Genomic DNA, 19,532 nt, shown 5'->3' with positions numbered 1-19,532 from the left:
TCTTCAATACCAATGAAAACTGCGCTCGCCACACTCATTGTTGCTCTTGCAGCACCTATGGCTGTCTCAGCTGCTCCAGGAGTGCCTGACTCTGTCATGAGTGCAATTCAAGAGGCGTGCAATGCCTCTGTTGCTGGTAATAGTCAAGCTACTGAATCAGATGAAAACTGTATTGCAAGAGCAGTAGCTGCTTACAAGAAGTCGAACTGATAGGACTATCAGTACATCGCTGACGCAAGCGATAGGCGTTGAGCATTGGTCTTTTTCGGCCAATCTCTCAATCTTGACTCTTTGAGCCCTGCTTTTAGCAGGGCTTTTTGTTTGACAATCTTGGCGTTGAGTGATTCTGATTGTTGTTCGGGTAGGAATAGTTTCTGCTTGTCCGTCATGCAAAACTAACGAGGTCCTTCGGCTTTCATGGTCAAAGTTAATCTTTTGCTAAAGTTATAACCGTCTCTTCATTGAAACCATTGGTGGAGGATTGTTGGGCTTTGTAGGTTTTTAAGATTTGGCTTGAGTGCTTGATGCTTGATCAAGGGTTGACCTTGTTAGGGATTTCAACTGGTTGATTGAATCAGAGGGCACTATTTTGTCTACAGCAATTGGTCCAGTTCGTTCGCCCGTGTCTCGCCGATGGGCGAGGCAGCGCATGATCAGCACAACGTCATCGTGATCGCTAAGCGTTAGAACCGGTCTTGCTCTGCACGGATGGTTTGCGATGGTGATGGAAAACCCCTTCGGGTTCTGCAAGCGTGGAGCAACCTCAAGATCCTTTGGCTGCGGTGATTCACCCCGAAACACCACGTGTTGATCGCAATCACTGAGACCTGCCAATAGTGTTCGGTGTGGCAAGCAGCTAATAACGCCACCACAGCTCAGTGGCTTTCGAGCAAGGCTTGCCATGGTCTTGGAGATCTTGCATCCCTGATAATGGGTGAACAGCTCTTCTCAGCGATGTCTGAATTTTTTGAAGCGATCTGGCATGGAGAAGGAATCGGAGATGGTGGCGATCTCGATGAAGCCCTTCAGGCCTTTGTGGTTGTGAAGCCTAAAAATAATGATTGGATCGAGGCATGTGCTGTGGAGGGTGCTAATCCTCGTATCGAGCGTTTCGCCTCCTTCGATTCCTATCTTGATAATCAGGATGCCCTTGAAGTGATTACGGTGACTCCTCAGATGATTGCAGTCGCGATTGAGCAGTTGCCCGTTTGATGGCTGATTCCACGATTGACTTCTCGACCTACACGCCAGTGAACCACCTCTGGCCTGCTTTTGTGGAACGATTGGGATCTGAGAAAGCACAGCAAGCAGTGCGTCAGGCTCTTGATCTTCAAGGGATGAGTGGGAATGCCCGCAGTCTTCCCGTTCTGTTTGTTGAAACCTGTGGCCTTGCTCTCGCGCATACAGATCTTGTGCGAGAACAGACAGGTCTTAATAGCCACGGATATCGCATGGTTTTATTGCTTAGTCGACGTGAATTAGAACTGCAGTTATTGCAAGACTCGTTGTGAATTTATGCCTGTCTTTTCGCATACGCTTAAGTTGCTAACGTTGGGTATTCCTTGGCAAGCATGGTGATGACGAATGCCAATTTCGCCATGGAAAGAATTGTTGTTCCGGATGCAATTGAGTCGGTTTCTTCAACATAGGCATCATGCCTGACATGGTCACTGCTGATTGAACAATTCCATTATCTTTGTGTGTGGTGTTGATGAAGCACGGCGCTCTTTTGGATGTTTTGTGAGGCTTGCATCTCTTAGGCCTTTACCACAGGCACGTCACTCAATCGAGTTGTGGCGGCTCGACCCAGCCGTTCGCGTCGCATGGCCCAGCTTGGATCCAGACCGCAGGCGGCCCATTGCACCGTGCCTCTCCCATAGCGGTGATTGAGACGATCGACCGTTGCCATCAAGCGCTCCCGTCTCTGCTGCTCTTGCTCCGTACAGGGCACCCATAGATGTTGTTGAAGTTGATCGATTCCCTGCAGGTGTTGCATCAGCACTCCTGCCTTCGCCAGAGGGCGATTTGGTTGAAAAATACGTTCCACCAGGGGTAATGCAGCTTCCAACAACACACGCGTGTCGTTGCTGGGTAGATCCAGGCTGGTGCTGGCAGCTCGACTGTAAAAGGCTGGAATGAATGGGCTCGTGCGCGTATAAATCGTGAGAGCTGCTGTGCGTTGATGCTGCTTTCGCAGTTTTTCAGCCGCTCGCACCACATAGGTGGCTACCGCTTCCCGGAGCTTTTCCAGGCTGGTAATTGGATGACTAAAGCTACGGCTGACGCAGGTCTCCTGCTTTGGAGAGGGGTCGAGATCAAGCGGCAAGCAGGCATGGCCTTGTAGTTCTCTTTGGAGTCGAACTCCCACCACTCCGGCTTTAGCTCGCAGAGATCCACTGGGCATATCACGGAGCTCACGGGCGTTGACCACTCCTCGCATTCGGCACCAGAGAGCGAGTTTGCGGCCGATTCCCCAGACGTCCTCAATGGAAATCGTTTCCAGCCAGCGATCGGGATCAGGGCACAATCCAAGATCAAAGAATCCGGCGTGGGCCGGTACCACTTTCGCCAGGCGGTTGGCGAGTTTGGCCTGTCCCTTGCTGGCCCCGAGACCAATGGCAATGGGTAAACCGAGGTTGCGTCGAGCCAAGCTTCTCAACCGCTGTGCCCATGGGCGCAGACTTTCGTCCGATGGACGGCTGAGCCGTGCAAACGCTTCATCAATGGAATAGATCTCCAGATCCTCCACTTGGCTTTCCAGCAAACTCATCAGCCGTTGACTCATGTCGGCGTAGAGCGCGTAATTCGAGCTGCGAATCACAACATTGTGCTGTTCCAGATGCCGCTTCTCCTTGAAATAAGGGGTGCCCATAGCGATGCCAAGAGCTCGCGCTTCAGCGCTGCGGGCCACGATGCAGCCATCATTATTTGAGAGCACCACCACTGGCCTGCCGAGCAGGGCCGGATCCAGGCTCTGCTCGCATGAGGCATAAAAATTGTTGGCATCAATCAGTGCCGTGACCTGGGTCATCGCGACGATGTGAGCGTTAGAGCGGATGGATGACGTGAATTGCGACGCCCCAGATCTGCACATCTCCGCAACGATGGAGATCTAAATGGGGATAGTCAGGATTGGCCGCTTCCAGGCCTAAAGAGCCGCGATGGCGAACGAGGCGTTTGAGAGTGAAAGCCCCATCCAGGATGGCCACCACCACTCGGCCAGGGCGAGGGTCGAGGCTGCGATCAACCATCAATAGATCGCCATGATGAATGCCTGCACCAGTCATGGAGTCGCCGCTGACACGCAGAAAAAAGGTGCTGCTGGGATGGCGAATCAGTTGTTCATTGAGATCGATCCCCACGTCGATGTAGTCGTCAGCTGGGGAGGGGAACCCTGCGGCAATCTGGTCATGCGCCAGAGGCAGGCTGAGGCTTTCACGCTGGAGTCGCAGAGGTTGGGGTGGTTCCAGCGATATCCGATCGATTGTCACGGAAGCCCATGCTCGCACTCAGTCAATAGTACAAACGTTCTGATTGGTTTTCTGCGTCTTCCCGGCGTGGGTGGCGTGCGCCGGGCCTGGCATGCGCTCGCCAAGGCCTAGCTGCTCGTTCGCCCACTGCGCTGTCAGGACTGCGAGCAAGTCGTCCCTGGTGCCGAAAAGACGGATCATCGCAGTTTAATGAGAATTGTTCGCAATTCAATCGGAAAGGGGGCCGAATTGCAAGTGATTCTCATTTGCTGGGGATTGAGTGGGGTTTGGCCCTCTGGCCCCCCGCGTGCACAGCAGTCTTTGGTTGATCGCTGGCTGGCCATGTTTTGAAGCCGATGCCAGGTCTATGGACACCAATCTCAAAGGCAGGGGGCCTAGCTTTTGCGCAACTTGAGAGAGGCGATATGCGCTGTTTTAGTAGCAACGTTTAGGGCGCAGTCTTTCGATTGGTTGATTTGCATTCAAGCTTGAGCTTTTCTTCTGATTGCCAGACCTCAAGAACATCAGGGAAGTGTTCTTCAATGCATGAATCGCAGATTCCATGGCTGAAATTCAGATTAGTGCGCTTCGATAAATATCGATCTAGATGCAACCAGCTTCCATTATTGTCTTTCGCTTTTCTGCAGTAAGAGCAGGTCGAAATGATATGTTCGCCATCTGTACGTGAACAATAAGATTCAATTAATTTGATGGATCTTTTCCTTAGTTCAAGAAAGGCAACTGCTTGTCTAGACAAGGATTCCATGATGCTGAATTGTCTATCTGTAAGCCCATGTGGCTCTCGATCAATCACGCAGAGCGTCCCGATTCTGTGATTTTCGTCATTCTGCAAAGGAAAGCCAGCGTAGAGTCTGATCTTTGGATCTCCTTTGACCAAAGGATTATCAAAAAATCGTTCATCTTCTAGTGCATCTTCAACAATTAAAGGTTCAGAGGAGTGAATCGCATGAGCACAGAATGACCAATCGCGCACAGTCTCTTGAGCTTCAATACCAACCTTGGCCTTAAACCATTGCCGATCTGAATCAACCAGGCTTAAGAGAGCAATGGGAGTACCACATGTCAGAGAGGCTATTTTCGTTATATCATCATAATTCTCTTCAGGTTTTGTGCCAAGAATTCTATATTCACTCAGTGCTTTTAGCCTTTCCGATTCATTGATGGGAATATCAGGCTTTTTCAAGTCAAGCACTTGTTCTTTTTAGAAGTTTGATCGCCAACAGTGAAATGCGCACAAAAGAGAATAAAAGTTAATTTGAAATTGTTTAAGTTTTTTGCTCGCTTTGCCTTTGCTTGTGGGTGGGATCAATGTCGGCTCATTAACGATTGATGAAGAGGGTTGTGCAAAGTTGTCAGTGTGTCGATAAAAAGCTTGGCAGGATTGAGACCTGCCAATGGCATGATCTCCGGAAGGATCTCGTCTAGGAGCGTTTGGTTGGAATCGATGAGCTTTCAATCCATGTTCCTGTCAGCTCTTGCGCTCCCTTGAAGATGGTCCCTAACGATCCTTTGGGGACCTGTCGTTGAAGCTTGATGCCTGCATCGATCAAGATGATTGCTTCTGAAGCTGCTGCTGATGGCCGATTCCCCCTATCTCCTGGCAATCGCCCTGTTTGAGCAGAATGGGAAACGAGCCATGCCCCTCGGGGGACGATCTTTGCCATTGGATGCGACCCAAGATGAAGCGGGGGTTCCTGCGCAGATAGCCCGTGAGCTGGCTTTGGAACTCCTGCTTCGTGTCTGGCAACGCAGTGATCAGGGGCCTTTGCAGCGCGACGCGGGGTCTGGAAGTTTGCTGATGGCTGAATTAGGCATGGAGAATTTGCCTGAAGATTTACCGGTTCTCAAAGCGGCATGGCTCACCACCGGAGATAGCGCAGCTTTTCGGAGCGGATTGTTGGCGATCAGCTCACGTTGTTGGAGTGTGAGCGTGGCCAAATTCAAGCCGATTACGTTCACTGCACTTGAGGCGTCGCAGACAAAGGAAGGCTGAAGGGGACGCTGAATCGGTCTCACGCTGCAATCGCTGTGATGAGTTCTGCCAATCCAGCAGCAATGCCGTCTTGTTGATCGGCGCCAAAGTGAACACCGTCTAGGGGAGATGTTTCGGCAACAGTTTGTGTATCGAAAAAGAACACCGACTCTTGTTCAGCAAGGTTGCGATAGAGGGAGGGAAGCAATCGAGACTTTTCGCTGCCTCCTTTAAACCCCCAAGCAAGAGATTGTGGTGTGGTTTGAATCACTCCAGGACTGACTAAAACAATCGTTGGGGGGTGATTGGAATGGCGTGGTCCACATTCATAGGACATGCGCACATCATGGATCAGGATTTTTGCTCCAGATGTAATTTCTTCTGGAGAAAGATGTAAGTGGCTTTTACAGTCATTGCATCCAAGCGCAAGAATGACAATGTTCAGGGGTTTACAGCTATGCAAAATCATGGACAAGTGTTGCCTGCCATTACAGCTGTAGTCGCCACCATAATTAACGGCTCCCAGGGGATCATCCATCACCCAGGTTCTTGAATTCAAGCCTTGTTCAAAAACAGTCCAGATTTGATGATTTGGATTTTGCTGATTCAGAATGTTTTGGAGACGATTGGGCCAGCGTGTTTTAAATGGCAAGCGCCCACTCCCATCAGGCGCCATTCCCCAGGTGTTGGAGTCTCCAAAACACAAAATACTTTTTGGCTCCATGTTCTCTTGATCCAATGTTTGGATCAAGGCTTGATCTGATGATTGATCTGAAGACAGCATCACGTCTAGCAGTAGGCCAACAAGAAAGTCTTTTGTTTAGGCACGGTGATAAGGACTTCCTTGCTGGATGGCTTGGGCTCGGAACAGTTGCTCGATCAAGAGAAGTCTTGCAAGCTCATGGGGGAATGTCATTGGTGAGAGGCTGAGCTTCCAATGGGCCAGGTTCTTCAGCTCAGCAGTGAATCCATCAGCGCCACCAATCACGAACGCAAGCCGCTGCGATCCAAGGCTGCGGAGCCGCTCAGAAAAGTTGATCGACGTCAGCGTTTCACCCTGTTCCATCAACATCACAGGCCTTTCGTCGCTTCGTAGTGTCTGGCGAATGGATTCAGCTTCTTTTTCGGGATTGCCATCCCGCAACTCAACGATCGTGAGTCCAGGAAGGCGTTTGCGATAGAGCTCAATTCCTTCCTGAATCCAGGACTTGCGAACTTTTCCGATGGCGATAATGCGGCAGCGAGAGGGATTCATCCCAATAGATCCAAACGCAGGCAGGTCTCAAATTCAGTCTTCGTCATCTTCCAAAAGAAGCTGCCCAAAGGCCACATACAGCGATTCTTCTTCGCTCCCAGCGGCCACATCCGGACGGGAGGGACGGGTCGTTTTTCCCTGGCCGCCGCGAAGCGGTTGTCTGGAAAGGGTCTGAGAAGACGGCGGGACCTGCGCCTTTGCTTTCGCCTTGTTCTGAGACGCAATGTGGCGCTCAGCCTCCTTGAGCCGCGCCATTAAATGTTCAGGAACAGTGCCATCACTGCTCGCTTTCATCAGTTCCTGAAACAGACGTTCAGGATTGTCTTCAGTTTCAATGCGATGGCGCTTTTCGGTCGCCTTCACTGGGCGATCAGGGTTCGATTGGGGGGGCGCAATCGGCTCGGGCAACGAGCGGCCCAGCTCCTTAAGACGCTCCAAGCTACGGGGATCAAAGCTCATGAGCAGCCAAGGGTCTCGCGAGTGTCTCGACCGGTCACTGGGTTGGTGCCGTCAGCTGCGGCGCAGAGAGTTTTCAGGGCATCACCACGGAAAGGTACGTTGGTGAAATCGGCACCTGTGATGGTCACATCGATGAAGCGTGTGTTGAAGGCAAACGCATCTTCAAGCACCGCATTGGTGAGGTTGGTGCCATTCAGGACCGCAGAATCAAGCGTGGCGTCACGAAGATTGCTGTTACTCAGATTGGCATCTTGAAGTTTGGCCCCATACAGGCTTGCACCCTGCAGATCACTTCCAGAAAGATCGGCTTCTCGAAGATTGGTGAGGTTAAACGTCACACCTTGCATGTCTCGATTTGAAAAGTCGGCTCCGATCAATACCTGCTTGGCGTAATCCATAGCGGCAAATGCCGGCTGCATTGGCAGCGCCAGCGTGACCCAAAGAACCATCAGCGCAGCTAAGAAGCGCAATCGCATCGGGAGTGAGACAACTGTTGTTCAGACTAGGACTTTTAGATCCGTTTGTTCTTTTCGCGTTGAATTGCCTGCTCCAAGCTGTTCAGGCGATCTTCTCTGGCACCCCAAAGTTCAATGAAGACTGGCGGATTGTTGATTGGCATCACTGAGAATCGTTTTTCCCTGTATATTTGTTTAAAAATGGCATCCACTTCATCGCGATAAGGAAGGTCAATGGGGCGAATTCCATCGTTTTCCATGGCAATGGGCCATTGATTTGTAATCGGTAAAAAAATCAGTAGATCAAGTTTCTGGAGAGAGTCCCTTACTCTTTCTGCTAGTGATTCAACAAATTCATCATTAATGTCAGTGGTTCTATGATTGGCGGTATATTGTGAATAAGCGATGTAATCAACTGGGCAGCGATCGAAAATGACGCAATCACTATCTTCCTGGTAGTTCATCAATCGACTGATGTTGTAGTACATCTGAATCCCGTTATGCAGTCTTGTGCTTTCTTGGCGAAAGCGAATGTCATAGCCCTCTTGATGCAACGCTCGATAGGGCTCTTCTTCGCGAATGTAGTGATCATGGCGCTTGATCCAGTCGCGAACGAATGTGCTTTTCCCTTGTGAATGAGTGCCGCTAACTGCGATGCGCATACAACGATTCAATCTTTAAGGTTTATAGCCATTCAGTTTCGCTTTTGAACTCTGCTCATCAGGGGGGAATGGTTGAGAACATGTTGTTACGCCCTCCCTTGTGGTCTAACTCTCAAGTGCAAGGAGCTCAGGCAGAGCTCTATGTCAAAGAGGTCTTGCTGCGTCATGGATGGCGCTTGTTGGAACACAACTGGAGCTGTCGGTATGGAGAAATTGATCTGCTCTTCACGAAACAGTCTTTGCCCGCGAGTCGAATCCTGGTGGTTGAGGTGAAGGCTCGTCGCCGTTCAGGGTTGGATGGTTGGGGTGTTGCTGCGTTTCATCAAGCCAAGCGAAGGCGTTTGGCCCGCACAGTGGACTGCTGGCGAGCAGCCAACGCTTGGAGTGAGGCAAGTTGTTTCGAAGTTGTGTTGGCGCTCGTGGTCCTTCCAGTGCACAGGCATGGCTTGCGCTGGATCCCTATCGACGTGCTTGATGGCATGAGTCGGAGATCACACGGCTGATTCAGTGAGCAGGCCTTGGATGACTGCAAGCGCAGCCCTTTGTCCCCGGCGTGGGTTGTTAATCACAAGCTTCGAGAACGATCGCAGTGGGCGGATAAAGGTTCGTTCACCAGGAATCATGTGCATCAACATGTGTTGGATGATCTGCATTGGGTGTCGTCCACGCTCTTGTTGATCTCGTCGGAGCCGTCGAATCATGCGCAGCAGTAAGGGTGCTTCGAGATAGAACAGCGCCGTGATCGAGCCATCGACCAGCAGGTCTTGCGGTCCATAGGCACCTTCAAGCAAGACAAGTTGATAGCGCTGATTGAGGGGTTTGCGACCCACGTCACGCGTGTGCATGTCGTAGGTACGCAAGCTGCTTGCCGTGTGTTGCGTGATCTGATCCAGCTCAGCTCGTAACGCATCGATCTCAATCGCCTCCGCTGTGTCAAATCCGAAGCGTGGGTGAGGTTGTCCACGCTGTTTGTAGTAGTTGTCGCAGCAGATCACGAGCACTTCAATCTCGATCGCGCCGAGTGCTTCTGCCAGGGCCAGGGTGAACCTAGTTTTCCCAACTGCGGAGGGGCCAGTGATGCAAACCACAGGAACCTTTGCCATCACGCTGTTGCCCCAGTCGTTCAATCCTGCATAGGGCACAGTGAATCAACGCTGTGAATGTCATGACTTTTTCAGGGCACACGGCCCGCAAGCGTTTTGGCCAGCACTGGCTGATCAATGAGCGAGTGCTGGATCGAATCGTTGAGGCCGCCGAACTTCAGGACGGGGATCGCGTCCTGGAGGTGGGGCCTGGTCGCGGGGCTCTCACCGAACGTCTCTTGGCCTCAGCGGCAGCGGCCATCCATGCGGTGGAGCTTGACCGTGACCTCGTCGCTGGGCTTCAACAGACCTTTGCAAGCCATCCCAAGTTTTCCCTGCAGCAGGGCGACGTGTTGTCCGTTCCCTTGGAACTGTCCGGTGGGGTACCCGCCAATAAAGTTGTGGCCAATATTCCTTACAACATCACAGGACCGTTGCTGGATCGTTTGATCGGTCGTCTCGACCGCCCTGTTGATCCTCCCTATCAACGACTGGTTTTGCTGGTTCAGCATGAGGTCGCTCAACGCATTCGGGCTCGCCCAGGGCACAGCAATTTCAGTGCCTTGAGTGTGCGCATGCAGTTGTTGGGACGGTGCAGCCACGTATGCCCTGTGCCTCCACGCTGCTTTCAACCACCCCCCAAAGTGCAGTCGGAGGTGATCTGCATCGACCCTTTCCCTGCTGAGCTGCGTCCTACTGCTGCCTTGGCCCGAGGGGTGGAACGTCTGCTGAAGATGGCCTTCTTAAGTCGTCGCAAAATGCTGCGCAACACCCTGGCTCCTGTCTGCTCACCAGACCACTTGCAATCCTTGGCAGGAGCGGCAGGCATCAGCCTTCAGCAACGACCTCAGGACGTGGCACCAGACGCCTGGGTTGCCCTGGCGAAGGGTTTGAATCAGGTCGACTCTGCTGCTTGATCGGATGACCGCCACCGTTCGCGTCACCGCTCCCGCCAAAATCAATCTCCATCTAGAGGTGCTCGGTCAGCGATCCGATGGTTTTCACGAATTGGCGATGGTGATGCAAAGCATCGACCTCGCTGATCAGCTGGACTGTTCCAACAGCGCTGATGGATTGATTCAACTCAGCTGTGATCAGCCTGGACTCAGTTGCGGCAGCGACAATCTGGTGATGCGTGCCGCCGAACTGCTCCGGCAGCGGTCTGGTTTCAATGAGCTTGGCGCCCATCTTCATCTGCGCAAACGCATTCCCATTGGCGCTGGTCTGGCCGGAGGCTCCAGTGATGGTGCTGCAGCTCTGCTGGCGCTGAATACGCTCTGGGGGCTCGGACACACCCCTGACCATTTACGAGCCATGGCGGCTGAGCTTGGCTCCGACATGCCGTTTTGTCTTGCCGGTGGGATTCAGCTCTGTTTCGGTCGAGGTGAATCTCTTGAATCGATTCCAGCGGCTGCGCAGTCTCTCGGTGTGCTGCTGGTCAAAGATCCCACGGTCAGCGTGTCAACGCCCTGGGCCTATGGCGAGTGTCGTCGTCTCAAGGGCGACCACTATTTGAGCGATGAAGAGGCTTTTGCCCAACGGCGGCAGGATTTGCGTGCAGCGTCGTGGTTGAACCCTCTGCGAGCGGCTGAGCCACCTCCGCTTCGCAATGATTTGCAGGATGTGGTGGCACCTCAAACAGCTTCTGTGCAAACGGCCCTGCGCTTGCTCCGGGATCTCCCTGGGCAACTGAGAACAGCGATGAGTGGTTCCGGTCCCAGCTGCTTTGCCCTGTTTGCCAATCGGCTGGAAGCTGATCAAGCGTTGGATGCAGCTCGTGATCGATTTGCTCAAGCCGGTCTTAACGCGTGGAGTTGTTCATTCGTCGGTCATGGCGCCAAGCTGATGCCATGAGTAGCAACGACACCCAAACGCCAGAGGCGACTCCAGAACGGAAAAAGGGTCCTCTCAGTTTCCTATCAGGGTCACTCACAAGTTTGCTGATGGGCTGGCTCAGCCTCGGATTGAGCAAAGGGATGGTGACCTATTTCGCAAACCGGCCACCCACGTTTAGTTCTCCCACCGCTCAAAGCATTGCCTCAGCGTTGAAGACCTTGTTGATCGGCATGTGTTTCCTCGCCACATTCAGCTTTGTCTTTATTGGGATTGGCCTGTTCCTTGTGTTTCTTCGCAGTCTTTTCACAGGCAAAGAAGCCGATGTTGCCTAGCGTCAAATCACTGTCCTGACTTGCTATTGGCGGTCATTGGTGATGACTCCCCACGATCTTGGTCAGCTGATTTTGCTGCTTTCACCTGGATTACTCCTCTCGGTGCTCCTGCTGTCGACGTTTGCTGCAGGAGGCTGATGTTTCCCTGCTGAGATAGCTTGGCCACTCACGCCGGCTTGGCCGGGATTGCAGCAACGCCGTGGCAGGGACGCTTCTCTTCAATGCACTTCGTGAGGCCATCGACGAAGAGATGGCCCGTGACGCCCATGTCTGCGTGATGGGTGAAGACGTCGGTCAATACGGCGGCTCCTACAAAGTCACAAAGGATCTCTACGAGAAATACGGCGAATTACGCGTCCTCGACACGCCGATTGCAGAAAACAGTTTTACGGGGATGGCCGTTGGTGCCGCCATGACAGGCCTGCGGCCAATCGTGGAAGGCATGAACATGGGCTTCCTTCTGTTGGCCTTCAATCAGATCTCCAACAACATGGGGATGCTCCGTTACACCAGTGGAGGAAACTTCACGATTCCAACGGTGGTGCGTGGTCCAGGGGGTGTGGGCCGTCAGCTAGGAGCTGAACATAGTCAGCGCCTTGAGGCCTATTTCCATGCCGTCCCTGGCATCAAGATCGTGGCTTGCAGCACGCCCACCAACGCCAAGGGGCTGATGAAGGCTGCCATCCGTGACAACAACCCCGTGCTCTTTTTTGAACACGTGCTGCTCTACAACCTCACGGAAGAGCTGCCTGAAGGTGATTACACCTGCGCCCTTGATCAAGCCGATCTTGTGAAAGAAGGCAGTGACGTCACGATCCTGACGTATTCCCGCATGCGGCACCATTGTTTGAAAGCTGTGGAGCAGCTGGACGCGGATGGAATCAAGGCTGAATTGATTGATCTGATCAGTCTCAAGCCCTTCGACATGGAAACGATCGCCCGCTCGATCCGTAAGACCCATCGGGTGATCGTTGTTGAGGAGTGCATGAAGACCGGCGGCATCGGTGCTGAGTTGATTGCGCTGATCACGGAGCATTGCTTCGATGATCTCGATGCCAGGCCCATTCGCTTGTCCAGTCAGGACATTCCCACCCCTTACAACGGCAATCTTGAAAATCTGACGATTATTCAGCCCCATCAAATCGTGGAAACGGCTCAGGCCATCGTGCGCACGGGGCTCTGATTCATGGCTCGTCAACAGGGCTGGTTTGCCCTCATCCTCGCTCTGGCCATCGCAGCTGGATCCGTTCTCGCAAGCTTCCCTCTTCAGTTGGGTCTCGATCTCCGTGGAGGTAGCCAGCTCACGCTGGAAGTGCAGCCATCGGCTGAGATCACCAAAGTGAAAGCCGAACAGCTGGAAGCCGTCAAAGCCGTCCTGGATCGTCGCGTCAATGGCTTAGGTGTCGCCGAATCAACCCTCCAGACCGTTGGCGATAACCAACTCGTTTTGCAGCTTCCAGGCGTCACCGATCCATCTAGAGCAGCTCGCGTGTTGGGAAGCACAGCGTTGTTGGAGTTTCGGGCACAGAAGCCTGGTTCAGAGGAGGAGCTACGCGGCTTAATTCAACTCAGGGCTCAGCTGAGAAGCTTGCTGGCACTGAACGCCAGCAAGGATGCATCAGATCCAGCCGATCAAGAGGATGGCCCCACCCCTGAGCAGTTAGCCAAGGCTCAAAAAGAGTTGGGTCTTGATGGCACGGCGAACTCTGAGCAAGAGCAGTTGGAACAGCTCCTAGCTCGCGCCAACGAAGAAATTGTGGATCGGTTCGAGCCCGCGGCGCTCACCGGTAAGGATCTCGTGACCGCAGGGCGCCAACAGCAGCAAAACGGCAGCAGCTGGGAAGTCACACTCACCTTCAACCGAGAGGGGGGTGACAAATTTGCAGAACTCACCCGTTCGATCGCAGGCACCGGGCGTCTCCTTGGCATCGTGTTGGATGGCCGGCCCATTAGTGAAGCCGGAGTGGGCGAGCAATTCAAAGCCGCTGGTATTACCGGTGGTTCTGCTGTGATCACAGGCAATTTCAGCGCTGAGGAAGCCCGGGACCTCGAGGTGCAACTGCGTGGTGGCTCTCTGCCCCTTCCCGTGGAAATTCTTGAGGTGCGCACGATTGGCCCCAGTTTGGGTGCTGAAAATGTGCGTCGCAGCCTGATCGCCGCACTTGCGGGCTTGGTGTTGGTGGCCCTTTTCATGCTGCTCGTCTATCGACTTGCAGGCGTGGTGGCTGTGCTGGCCCTCAGCCTTTATGCCCTGTTCAACATGGCGGCCTACGCGCTGATACCGGTCACCCTCACCCTGCCTGGGACGGCTGGGTTCATCCTCAGTATCGGTATGGCCGTGGATGCCAACGTGTTGATCTTTGAGCGGATCAAAGACGAATTGCGTCGCGGCAACACCTTGATCCGCTCGATCGAAACGGGGTTCTCTCAAGCCTTTTCTTCGATCGTTGATGGTCACATCACCACCCTGATTAGTTGCGCTGCGTTGTTCTTCCTCGGAACGGGTTTGGTGAAAGGTTTTGCAGCAACGCTAGGAATCGGTGTTCTGCTCAGCTTGTTCACGGCACTGACCTGCACGCGCACGCTCTTGCGTTTCTTGATGAGTTATCAATCGCTGCGTCGCCCAACCAATTTTCTGCCCGCAGGGCAGCTGCCTTCCTCCGCTGCTTGAGCCATGGCTGTGTCTTCCCCAACTGGTCAAGAACGCCCCTTGCGTTTTCCCCTGAGTCGCCAACGGCGAAAGGTTTGGTTGATCTCCGTGCTCGTGCTGTTGATCAGCGCTCTTGGTTTGGTGCTGAGCTGGACGAATCCTCAGATTCGCTCCCCCTTAAGGCCTGGGCTTGATTTCACCGGTGGAACCCAGATCCAGCTCGAGCGCTTGTGCACAGATAATTGCCAAGACGTCAGGGCCATCGACATCCAGGAGAAGCTTGCCAGCCTCACCTTGCCGGCTGAAGGTCGCGATCAAGACGCCGATACCCTGCCTAATCTCGCAACGGCTCGGGTTCAGTTGCTCGATCGAGGTGAATCGGTGGTGTTGCGCATGCCGGCCCTAACCGCCTCACAGGGGCAGGCCGTGATCGAAGCTGTCGAACCCATCGCTGGCCCCTTTGAAGTGGGTGGCCAATCCGTTGACACGATTGGCCCCAGTCTTGGTGGTCAGCTGCTGCGCAGCAGCTTGATCTCGTTGCTGGTGGCATTTGCCGGCATCGCTCTCTACATCAGCATTCGCTACGACGGTCGCTATGCCGTTTTGGCGCTCGTGGCCTTAGGCCATGACGTGTTGATTGTGTGTGGCGTTTTCGCCTGGCTTGGATTGATGAGCGGTTTGGAGGTCGACAGTTTGTTTGCTGTTTCACTCCTCACCATCGCCGGCTATTCGGTGAATGACACCGTGGTGGTCTTTGATCGCATTCGCGAACGCCAACGTGAAGATGGTGACTTACCTCTTGATGCGCAGGTGGATCGTGCCGTTTCTGCCACGCTTACCCGCACCCTCTACACCAGTGGCACCACCTTGCTACCCCTCTTGGGTCTGATTTTGTTTGGTGGATCGACCTTGTTTTGGTTTGCAGTGGCGCTTGCGATTGGCGTGATTGTGGGCAGTTGGTCGAGTATTGCTCTGGCCCCTTCCCTCCTCAGTATCTGGCCAAGACAACGAACGGCGGGTGCGTGAGTGGCCATGACATCCAGCTCCCCAGCCCAACGCTGGGTCCCCCTGTTGTTGGGCCTACTGGCTCTCTTTGATTTACGCGTTGAGCTTCGTCTTCTGCTCGATCACATCACTCTGACCAGTTTGATGTTTGCGATTCGGCACCATCTTCTGGCGGTTGTGGTCATCGCTCTCCTTCCCTCCATGTGGCGTCACTACGGACCTGTGCGTCGGTCTGAGCGCTGACTCCTAAGTTGGAGATCGCCTCGAATGCACGATGTCGCTCGATCTCGACGCCAAGAAAACCCTGCTTAGAAAAATCCCCCATGGCTTGTTCATCTGTGGTGTCGCAGAAGGGGATCAGGTCAATGGGTTCACTGCTAGTTGGGTGACACAGGGATCCTTCGATCCACCCCTGGTGGTGATGGCTGTTCGTGCCGATAGCACCAGCAACGGCATGATTCAACGCACTCGCCGCTTCTCCCTCAACGTGTTGGCCGCCGATCAGAAGGATTTGGCTGCTGTGTTTTTCAAGCCACAGCAGGCGGTTGGCGGACGCTTTGAGGCCGCTCCATTCACAACAGGCGAGCTGGGTTTACCGATTCTCAAGGACGCCCTCGGTGCAGTGGAGTGTGAGCTTGTGGGTGAACTTGCCCATGGCGATCACACCGTGTTTCTTGGCCAGGTGAAATCAGCGGTTCTCCACCGTGACGCTGCTGCCCTTGAGCTCAGCAGCACGGGATGGCAATACGGGGGATAGCTCCCAGCGATCCATGATCTGCTTGATCACCACTTGCTGCATGATCACCTGAAGCACCACCACCAGAGGTAAAGCGAGCAGAACGCCTGGCAGCCCCAGTAGGGCTCCCAGGCTTAACTGGGCGGTCAACGCCACAGTTGGCAACAGATTCACCGTCCGACTCAGCAGAACAGGTGTTAGGACAAAAGCCTCGAGGTTTTGCAGAGCAAGCCGCAAGACCAACACCTGCAACATCAGGGTTGGGGAGATTAAAAGAGCAATCCCCATCGGCAAAAGCGTTGCTGCCGTAGGCCCAATCGTGGGGACAAAGGTGAGCAAGCCGCATACCAAGCCGCTGAGCAGGGCCAATGGCACACCAAGGATGGCGAGCCCAGTCCAGGTGAGGACAAACACCGCAGTTGCTGAAATGGTCATGCCGGCAAGCCATCCGCCGAGAGCGTCTCGGCAGCGATCCAGCAGTTTCGTGACTTGAGCCCGTGCAGGGCGAGGACTCACCGCGATCAGCATTTGGCGATGGGATTTGGGATCCAGTGCGAGCAGGATCGCCAACAGACTCATCAAAAGAACTTGAATCAAGCCATTTGCAGCACCACCGGCATACCCAAGTAGCTGCGCCCCAACGGGCTGAATTCCCGTCCAGCTGAGGGATTCAGATGGACTGATGTTGAGGTCTGACAGGCTTGGTTGGCTTGCGATGATCGACCTGATCTTGTCGATCAGATTGGGCAACAGAGCGGTGAGTTGTTCGAATTGTCCCAGCAGTTCTGGGAGGAGGAGTTGAACCACCAAGGTTCCGCCCAGGAACAGAACCACAAGAACGACCAATAGGGCAACGGGCCGCTGGAGCCTGAAGCGTTCCATCAACTTCAGGATCGGAACGTCGAGTGTCACGGCCAACACAACGGCTCCAAACAAAATCAGCAGCACCCAGCGCAGCTGCCACAACAGCAGTGTGAGCAGGATGGATGTGAGCGCAATCAGCAGGGTGCGAGCGTTCATGAGGTCAATTTCTGCCGCTTCCAGGGGTCAAGAAGATCGTGAACGACGACTTCGCGGATGAGAACTTGCAACACAACCGCTAGGGGAAGAGCAAGCAGCAGGCCAAGCGGGCCGAAAAGAACAGTGAAGATCAATTGAGCGGCAAGGGTGAGCCCTGGCAGCAAATTGACCTGGCGCTGCATCACGGAAGGCGTGATTACGTAGCTCTCCATGTTCTGAATGAAGATGTAGAGCCCCAAGACAGCTAAGGCTTTCCAAGGGGCGTCGAGCAGAGCGACGGACATCGGAAAGACCGTGCTGAGGGTAGGCCCCACATTGGGAATCACATTGAGTAAGCCAGCCAGCAAGGCATTGGCCATCACCAACTTCACTCCCATGAGTGAGAGTCCGATTCCAGCCAAAACAGCAACGCAAACGGAACTGATCAACACGCCGATCATCCAGTTGCTGAGGGCGTCCCCGCACATGTTGAGGATCACGCGAGCCCGCCTTCGATAGAAGGACGGCAACAACTGAATGCCAACGTTTTTGTAGGCATGGGGTTGGACTGCCACCATCAAAGTGACGGCAAAGACGATGAGAAGCTGAAGCAGACCACTGCCAACATTGCCTGCTAAGCCAAGAAGTCCCAACAAGCCTCCGGTCAAGCTGGAGGCGAGCGCAGGCCCGCCTGGGCTGTCCGCCAAGCCTTTAGGGAAGAGCAGTTGGCTCCAAGTGCTGGAGCTCCCATTGCCATACACCATGGAGCTAACCGACGAAAAAGCCTGTAAAAGCAGGTCTTTCAGGGCTTTGGCAGCCGATGGAAGCTGAAGAATGAGTTGTTGAAATTGGCTCGTGAAAGGCGGCACGATCACGGTTAAGCCCACAGACACCATCACCACCAGACCAGCAATGCAGACCAGCAGTGCCAAGGGTCTGGGAAGGTTCCAGCGCTGACGAAGTGCTCCAACGAGTGTGCACAGCGCCATTGCTAAAACGATGGCTGCAAACAAGTGGATCAGGACTTCACGCAAACTCCAGAACAACAGTCCTGTTGCCAGAACGGCGCAAAGTCCAAACCAGTGTTGAAGCTTCACCCGTTTGAGCTGTCACTCGCAGGAGCTTCGCCTGAATCCTGGGAATAACCAAGACCTGAGGACTCGGCATACCTCTGAGCGAAGCGCATGAAACGCTCAAAATCCTGTTCGCTTTTCCAGGTGTATGTGGCCTCCAAAGCGCTTGCTTTGCCGTTCACAAACTTGCCGTTCACCTCACGGGTGACGAGCATGCCCTCTTCATCGAGCATGAACATGCCTGTGATGGCTTCCATCACTTCAGGAGCCAGTGCCTCGGGTTGTTCAAACACGAAGATCGCCTGTCCAGTTCGTCCATCACGACTGCGAGTCACGCGGATGTCTGGAACGACGGGTTCATCCACGCCACGAAGGAACTGGATTACTGCCTTGCTTCCGTCTGCCATGAATCCTGTTCCAGTACCTAAGCGGGATCTTAAGGGGCATCGATCGGTACAACGCGACCGGTGTCCAGCAGTTCTATTGCCGCATCCCGTGGACTGCGGCCACTGAGATCAAGATTCGATGTTTCTTTGGCTTGTTTGAGCTCGTGGTCATAGCAGCGGTCGTAATAGTCGAGCATCGCGCTGCAAGCATCGCGCCAGCGCCGATCTCTGATCGCTTCTAAGGCTGCTTGGGTCCTTTGAGGCCCGAGCCTGCGCTGGATGCGTTCCGTAGCTTGTTGCAGCTGATCGGGGTCTTGGCAGGCATACACCGCCACGAGCTGATCAATCCGCTCCTCGAGACTGCGGCGAATTTCCAGCACCGGTGCCTGTTGCATCTGCATGAACAGTGCTTTCGGGATGCGGCAGCAGCCCACCGAGGAGCTCTCTGCTTCCAGCCAAATTTGTGTGGCGTGTTGTTTCCGATAGCCATCCAAGGCTTCAGCGAGTCGATTCTCGTAATGCTCAGTGCTGGGTTGATGGGGTTGGCCAAGACCACCGAAGCTGCTTCCACGGTGATGCGCCAAGCCCTCCAAATCCACCACAGCCACATTGAACGATTGCAAGGCGATCAGGAGATCTGTCTTTCCAGTGCCCGTTCTTCCGCCCAGGAGCTGGACTGGCCAGCGCCTTTCAAATTGCTCGAGCACCCAGCGGCGATACACCTTGTAGCCACCTTCGAGCACAAGGGTGGGATGGTCCTGAAGTGCCGCAAGCCAGGCCATGCTGTTGGAGCGCATCCCCCCCCGCCAGCAATACAGCCGAAGCGGCTGGTCGGGGCCTCCAGCTGCCTTCGTTAGAGCTTTGGAGAGATCAACAAGGGCTGGGCCGGTGAAGCTCAGGCCGAGCTCGATGGCTTGTTTGCGGCCCTTTTGCTTGTAGGCACGACCCACAACGGCTCTCTGTTCATCGGTAAACAGGGGGATGTTGATCGCGCCAGGCCAATGACCCTGGGCAAATTCGGATGGAGTGCGTACATCAACCAGCGTTCCGTCCGTCGCCCGAAACTGATTGATTCCGCTCACGTTTGTGGATCCCATCCCTGACATAGTGGGATAACGCCGTGCCAGTTAGAGCAGGTC

The 19,532-nt window shown here is 54.0% G+C and carries 27 protein-coding genes; 13 read left to right on the top strand and 14 right to left on the bottom strand.

Annotation, left to right across the window (positions count from 1 at the left end; genetic code table 11):
• Positions 1-12 precede the first annotated feature (12 nt).
• A complete protein-coding gene (locus tag SIC18_RS10510) occupies positions 13-210 on the top strand; it encodes a hypothetical protein (RefSeq protein ID WP_250395377.1) in 198 nt (65 codons plus the stop codon).
• A gap of 8 nt (positions 211-218) precedes the next feature.
• On the opposite strand, the gene SIC18_RS10505 is transcribed toward SIC18_RS10510, so the two are convergent.
• Positions 219-389: a hypothetical protein gene (locus SIC18_RS10505; protein WP_413429585.1), complete on the bottom strand. Its 171-nt coding sequence runs from the start codon at positions 387-389 to the stop codon at positions 219-221.
• A 565-nt stretch (positions 390-954) separates the two neighbouring features.
• Between SIC18_RS10505 and SIC18_RS10500 the strand changes: the two genes are divergently transcribed.
• Together SIC18_RS10500 and SIC18_RS10495 are read left to right on the top strand one after the other, a co-directional pair.
• The gene (locus tag SIC18_RS10500) at positions 955-1,212 is read left to right on the top strand and encodes a hypothetical protein (RefSeq protein ID WP_048348182.1); all 258 of its coding nucleotides are present in this window, start codon (positions 955-957) and stop codon (positions 1,210-1,212) included.
• Positions 1,212-1,511 (top strand): hypothetical protein, encoded by a 300-nt coding sequence (locus SIC18_RS10495; RefSeq protein WP_048346650.1) that lies wholly within the window; start codon positions 1,212-1,214, stop codon positions 1,509-1,511. Before SIC18_RS10500 ends, SIC18_RS10495 begins: the two co-directional genes overlap by 1 nt.
• A 245-nt stretch (positions 1,512-1,756) precedes the next feature.
• On the opposite strand, the gene SIC18_RS10490 is transcribed toward SIC18_RS10495, so the two are convergent.
• The 3 genes from SIC18_RS10490 to SIC18_RS10480 all read right to left on the bottom strand — a co-directional run bounded on the left by SIC18_RS10490 (position 1,757) and on the right by SIC18_RS10480 (position 4,674).
• Positions 1,757-3,031, bottom strand: a complete 1,275-nt coding sequence (locus tag SIC18_RS10490) for a Y-family DNA polymerase (RefSeq protein WP_413429583.1) — start codon at positions 3,029-3,031, stop codon at positions 1,757-1,759.
• A 16-nt stretch (positions 3,032-3,047) separates the two neighbouring features.
• Positions 3,048-3,491 (bottom strand): LexA family protein, encoded by a 444-nt coding sequence (locus SIC18_RS10485; protein ID WP_413429582.1) that lies wholly within the window; start codon positions 3,489-3,491, stop codon positions 3,048-3,050.
• A 427-nt stretch (positions 3,492-3,918) separates the two neighbouring features.
• Positions 3,919-4,674 (bottom strand): GAF domain-containing protein, encoded by a 756-nt coding sequence (locus tag SIC18_RS10480; RefSeq protein ID WP_048348180.1) that lies wholly within the window; start codon positions 4,672-4,674, stop codon positions 3,919-3,921.
• A gap of 393 nt (positions 4,675-5,067) precedes the next feature.
• Here SIC18_RS10480 and SIC18_RS10475 point away from each other — a divergent pair, with 393 nt between their 5' ends.
• A complete protein-coding gene (locus SIC18_RS10475) occupies positions 5,068-5,484 on the top strand; it encodes a hypothetical protein (protein WP_413429580.1) in 417 nt (138 codons plus the stop codon).
• A 19-nt stretch (positions 5,485-5,503) separates the two neighbouring features.
• Here SIC18_RS10475 and SIC18_RS10470 read toward each other — a convergent pair whose 3' ends face one another.
• From SIC18_RS10470 to SIC18_RS10450, 5 genes are read right to left on the bottom strand one after another with little or no spacing between them, the layout of a single operon-like run.
• Positions 5,504-6,247 (bottom strand): SGNH/GDSL hydrolase family protein, encoded by a 744-nt coding sequence (locus tag SIC18_RS10470; RefSeq protein WP_350223235.1) that lies wholly within the window; start codon positions 6,245-6,247, stop codon positions 5,504-5,506.
• Between the two features lie 36 nt (positions 6,248-6,283).
• The gene (locus SIC18_RS10465) at positions 6,284-6,718 is read right to left on the bottom strand and encodes a 23S rRNA (pseudouridine(1915)-N(3))-methyltransferase RlmH (protein ID WP_048346648.1); all 435 of its coding nucleotides are present in this window, start codon (positions 6,716-6,718) and stop codon (positions 6,284-6,286) included.
• Between the two features lie 33 nt (positions 6,719-6,751).
• Positions 6,752-7,177, bottom strand: coding sequence for a hypothetical protein (locus tag SIC18_RS10460; protein WP_048346647.1), 426 nt, complete (start codon positions 7,175-7,177; stop codon positions 6,752-6,754).
• Complete coding sequence (locus SIC18_RS10455) at positions 7,174-7,653, bottom strand: pentapeptide repeat-containing protein (protein WP_048346646.1); 480 nt, start codon at positions 7,651-7,653, stop codon at positions 7,174-7,176. The genes SIC18_RS10460 and SIC18_RS10455 overlap by 4 nt, the downstream gene beginning before the upstream one ends.
• A gap of 35 nt (positions 7,654-7,688) precedes the next feature.
• Positions 7,689-8,294 (bottom strand): AAA family ATPase, encoded by a 606-nt coding sequence (locus SIC18_RS10450; RefSeq protein WP_413429579.1) that lies wholly within the window; start codon positions 8,292-8,294, stop codon positions 7,689-7,691.
• Positions 8,295-8,362: 68 nt separating this feature from the next.
• On the opposite strand from SIC18_RS10450, the gene SIC18_RS10445 reads away from it, so the two are divergent.
• Entirely contained in the window at positions 8,363-8,797 is a 435-nt protein-coding gene (locus tag SIC18_RS10445; protein WP_048346644.1) for a YraN family protein, read from the top strand.
• Here SIC18_RS10445 and SIC18_RS10440 read toward each other — a convergent pair.
• The gene (locus SIC18_RS10440) at positions 8,786-9,397 is read right to left on the bottom strand and encodes a uridine kinase (RefSeq protein WP_250396011.1); all 612 of its coding nucleotides are present in this window, start codon (positions 9,395-9,397) and stop codon (positions 8,786-8,788) included. The genes SIC18_RS10445 and SIC18_RS10440 overlap by 12 nt on opposite strands.
• A gap of 62 nt (positions 9,398-9,459) precedes the next feature.
• On the opposite strand from SIC18_RS10440, the gene rsmA reads away from it, so the two are divergent.
• The 8 genes from rsmA to SIC18_RS10400 all read left to right on the top strand — a co-directional run bounded on the left by rsmA (position 9,460) and on the right by SIC18_RS10400 (position 15,956).
• A complete protein-coding gene (gene rsmA, locus SIC18_RS10435) occupies positions 9,460-10,293 on the top strand; it encodes a 16S rRNA (adenine(1518)-N(6)/adenine(1519)-N(6))-dimethyltransferase RsmA (protein ID WP_048348176.1) in 834 nt (277 codons plus the stop codon).
• Between the two features lie 4 nt (positions 10,294-10,297).
• A complete protein-coding gene (gene ispE / locus SIC18_RS10430; RefSeq protein ID WP_048346643.1) occupies positions 10,298-11,230 on the top strand; it encodes a 4-(cytidine 5'-diphospho)-2-C-methyl-D-erythritol kinase in 933 nt (310 codons plus the stop codon).
• Positions 11,227-11,544, top strand: coding sequence for a DUF3082 domain-containing protein (locus SIC18_RS10425; protein ID WP_048346642.1), 318 nt, complete (start codon positions 11,227-11,229; stop codon positions 11,542-11,544). The genes ispE and SIC18_RS10425 overlap by 4 nt, the downstream gene beginning before the upstream one ends.
• Before the next feature lie 199 nt (positions 11,545-11,743).
• A complete protein-coding gene (locus SIC18_RS10420; RefSeq protein ID WP_048346641.1) occupies positions 11,744-12,727 on the top strand; it encodes a pyruvate dehydrogenase complex E1 component subunit beta in 984 nt (327 codons plus the stop codon).
• A 3-nt stretch (positions 12,728-12,730) separates the two neighbouring features.
• Positions 12,731-14,215 (top strand): protein translocase subunit SecD, encoded by a 1,485-nt coding sequence (gene secD / locus SIC18_RS10415; RefSeq protein ID WP_413429577.1) that lies wholly within the window; start codon positions 12,731-12,733, stop codon positions 14,213-14,215.
• A 3-nt stretch (positions 14,216-14,218) separates the two neighbouring features.
• Complete coding sequence (gene secF / locus SIC18_RS10410; protein WP_048346639.1) at positions 14,219-15,220, top strand: protein translocase subunit SecF; 1,002 nt, start codon at positions 14,219-14,221, stop codon at positions 15,218-15,220.
• Between the two features lie 6 nt (positions 15,221-15,226).
• Positions 15,227-15,442: a hypothetical protein gene (locus SIC18_RS10405; protein ID WP_250395858.1), complete on the top strand. Its 216-nt coding sequence runs from the start codon at positions 15,227-15,229 to the stop codon at positions 15,440-15,442.
• 31 nt (positions 15,443-15,473) lie between these two features.
• Positions 15,474-15,956 carry a flavin reductase family protein gene (locus tag SIC18_RS10400; RefSeq protein WP_041427011.1) on the top strand — a complete coding sequence of 161 codons (483 nt, stop codon included), beginning with the start codon at positions 15,474-15,476 and terminating at the stop codon, positions 15,954-15,956.
• Here the strand turns inward: SIC18_RS10400 and SIC18_RS10395 are convergent.
• Genes SIC18_RS10395 through mnmH form a run of 4 tightly spaced genes read right to left on the bottom strand, consistent with a single transcriptional unit; the run spans position 15,888 to position 19,499 of the window.
• Positions 15,888-16,955: an AI-2E family transporter gene (locus SIC18_RS10395; protein WP_048346638.1), complete on the bottom strand. Its 1,068-nt coding sequence runs from the start codon at positions 16,953-16,955 to the stop codon at positions 15,888-15,890. The genes SIC18_RS10400 and SIC18_RS10395 overlap by 69 nt on opposite strands.
• Positions 16,952-18,031: an AI-2E family transporter gene (locus SIC18_RS10390; protein WP_048346637.1), complete on the bottom strand. Its 1,080-nt coding sequence runs from the start codon at positions 18,029-18,031 to the stop codon at positions 16,952-16,954. The genes SIC18_RS10395 and SIC18_RS10390 overlap by 4 nt, the downstream gene beginning before the upstream one ends.
• A complete protein-coding gene (gene psb28, locus SIC18_RS10385; RefSeq protein WP_048346636.1) occupies positions 18,028-18,414 on the bottom strand; it encodes a photosystem II reaction center protein Psb28 in 387 nt (128 codons plus the stop codon). The genes SIC18_RS10390 and psb28 overlap by 4 nt, the downstream gene beginning before the upstream one ends.
• A 29-nt stretch (positions 18,415-18,443) precedes the next feature.
• Positions 18,444-19,499, bottom strand: a complete 1,056-nt coding sequence (gene mnmH / locus SIC18_RS10380) for a tRNA 2-selenouridine(34) synthase MnmH (RefSeq protein WP_048346635.1) — start codon at positions 19,497-19,499, stop codon at positions 18,444-18,446.
• Between the last annotated feature and the right edge of the window lie 33 nt (positions 19,500-19,532).

Source organism: Synechococcus sp. Cu2B8-bc1011 (assembly GCF_047302735.1).
Classification (GTDB): Bacteria; Cyanobacteriota; Cyanobacteriia; order PCC-6307; family Cyanobiaceae; genus Synechococcus_C.
The sequence above is the reverse complement of the archived record's forward strand: the minus strand, read 5'-3'. Positions and strand labels throughout refer to the sequence as shown.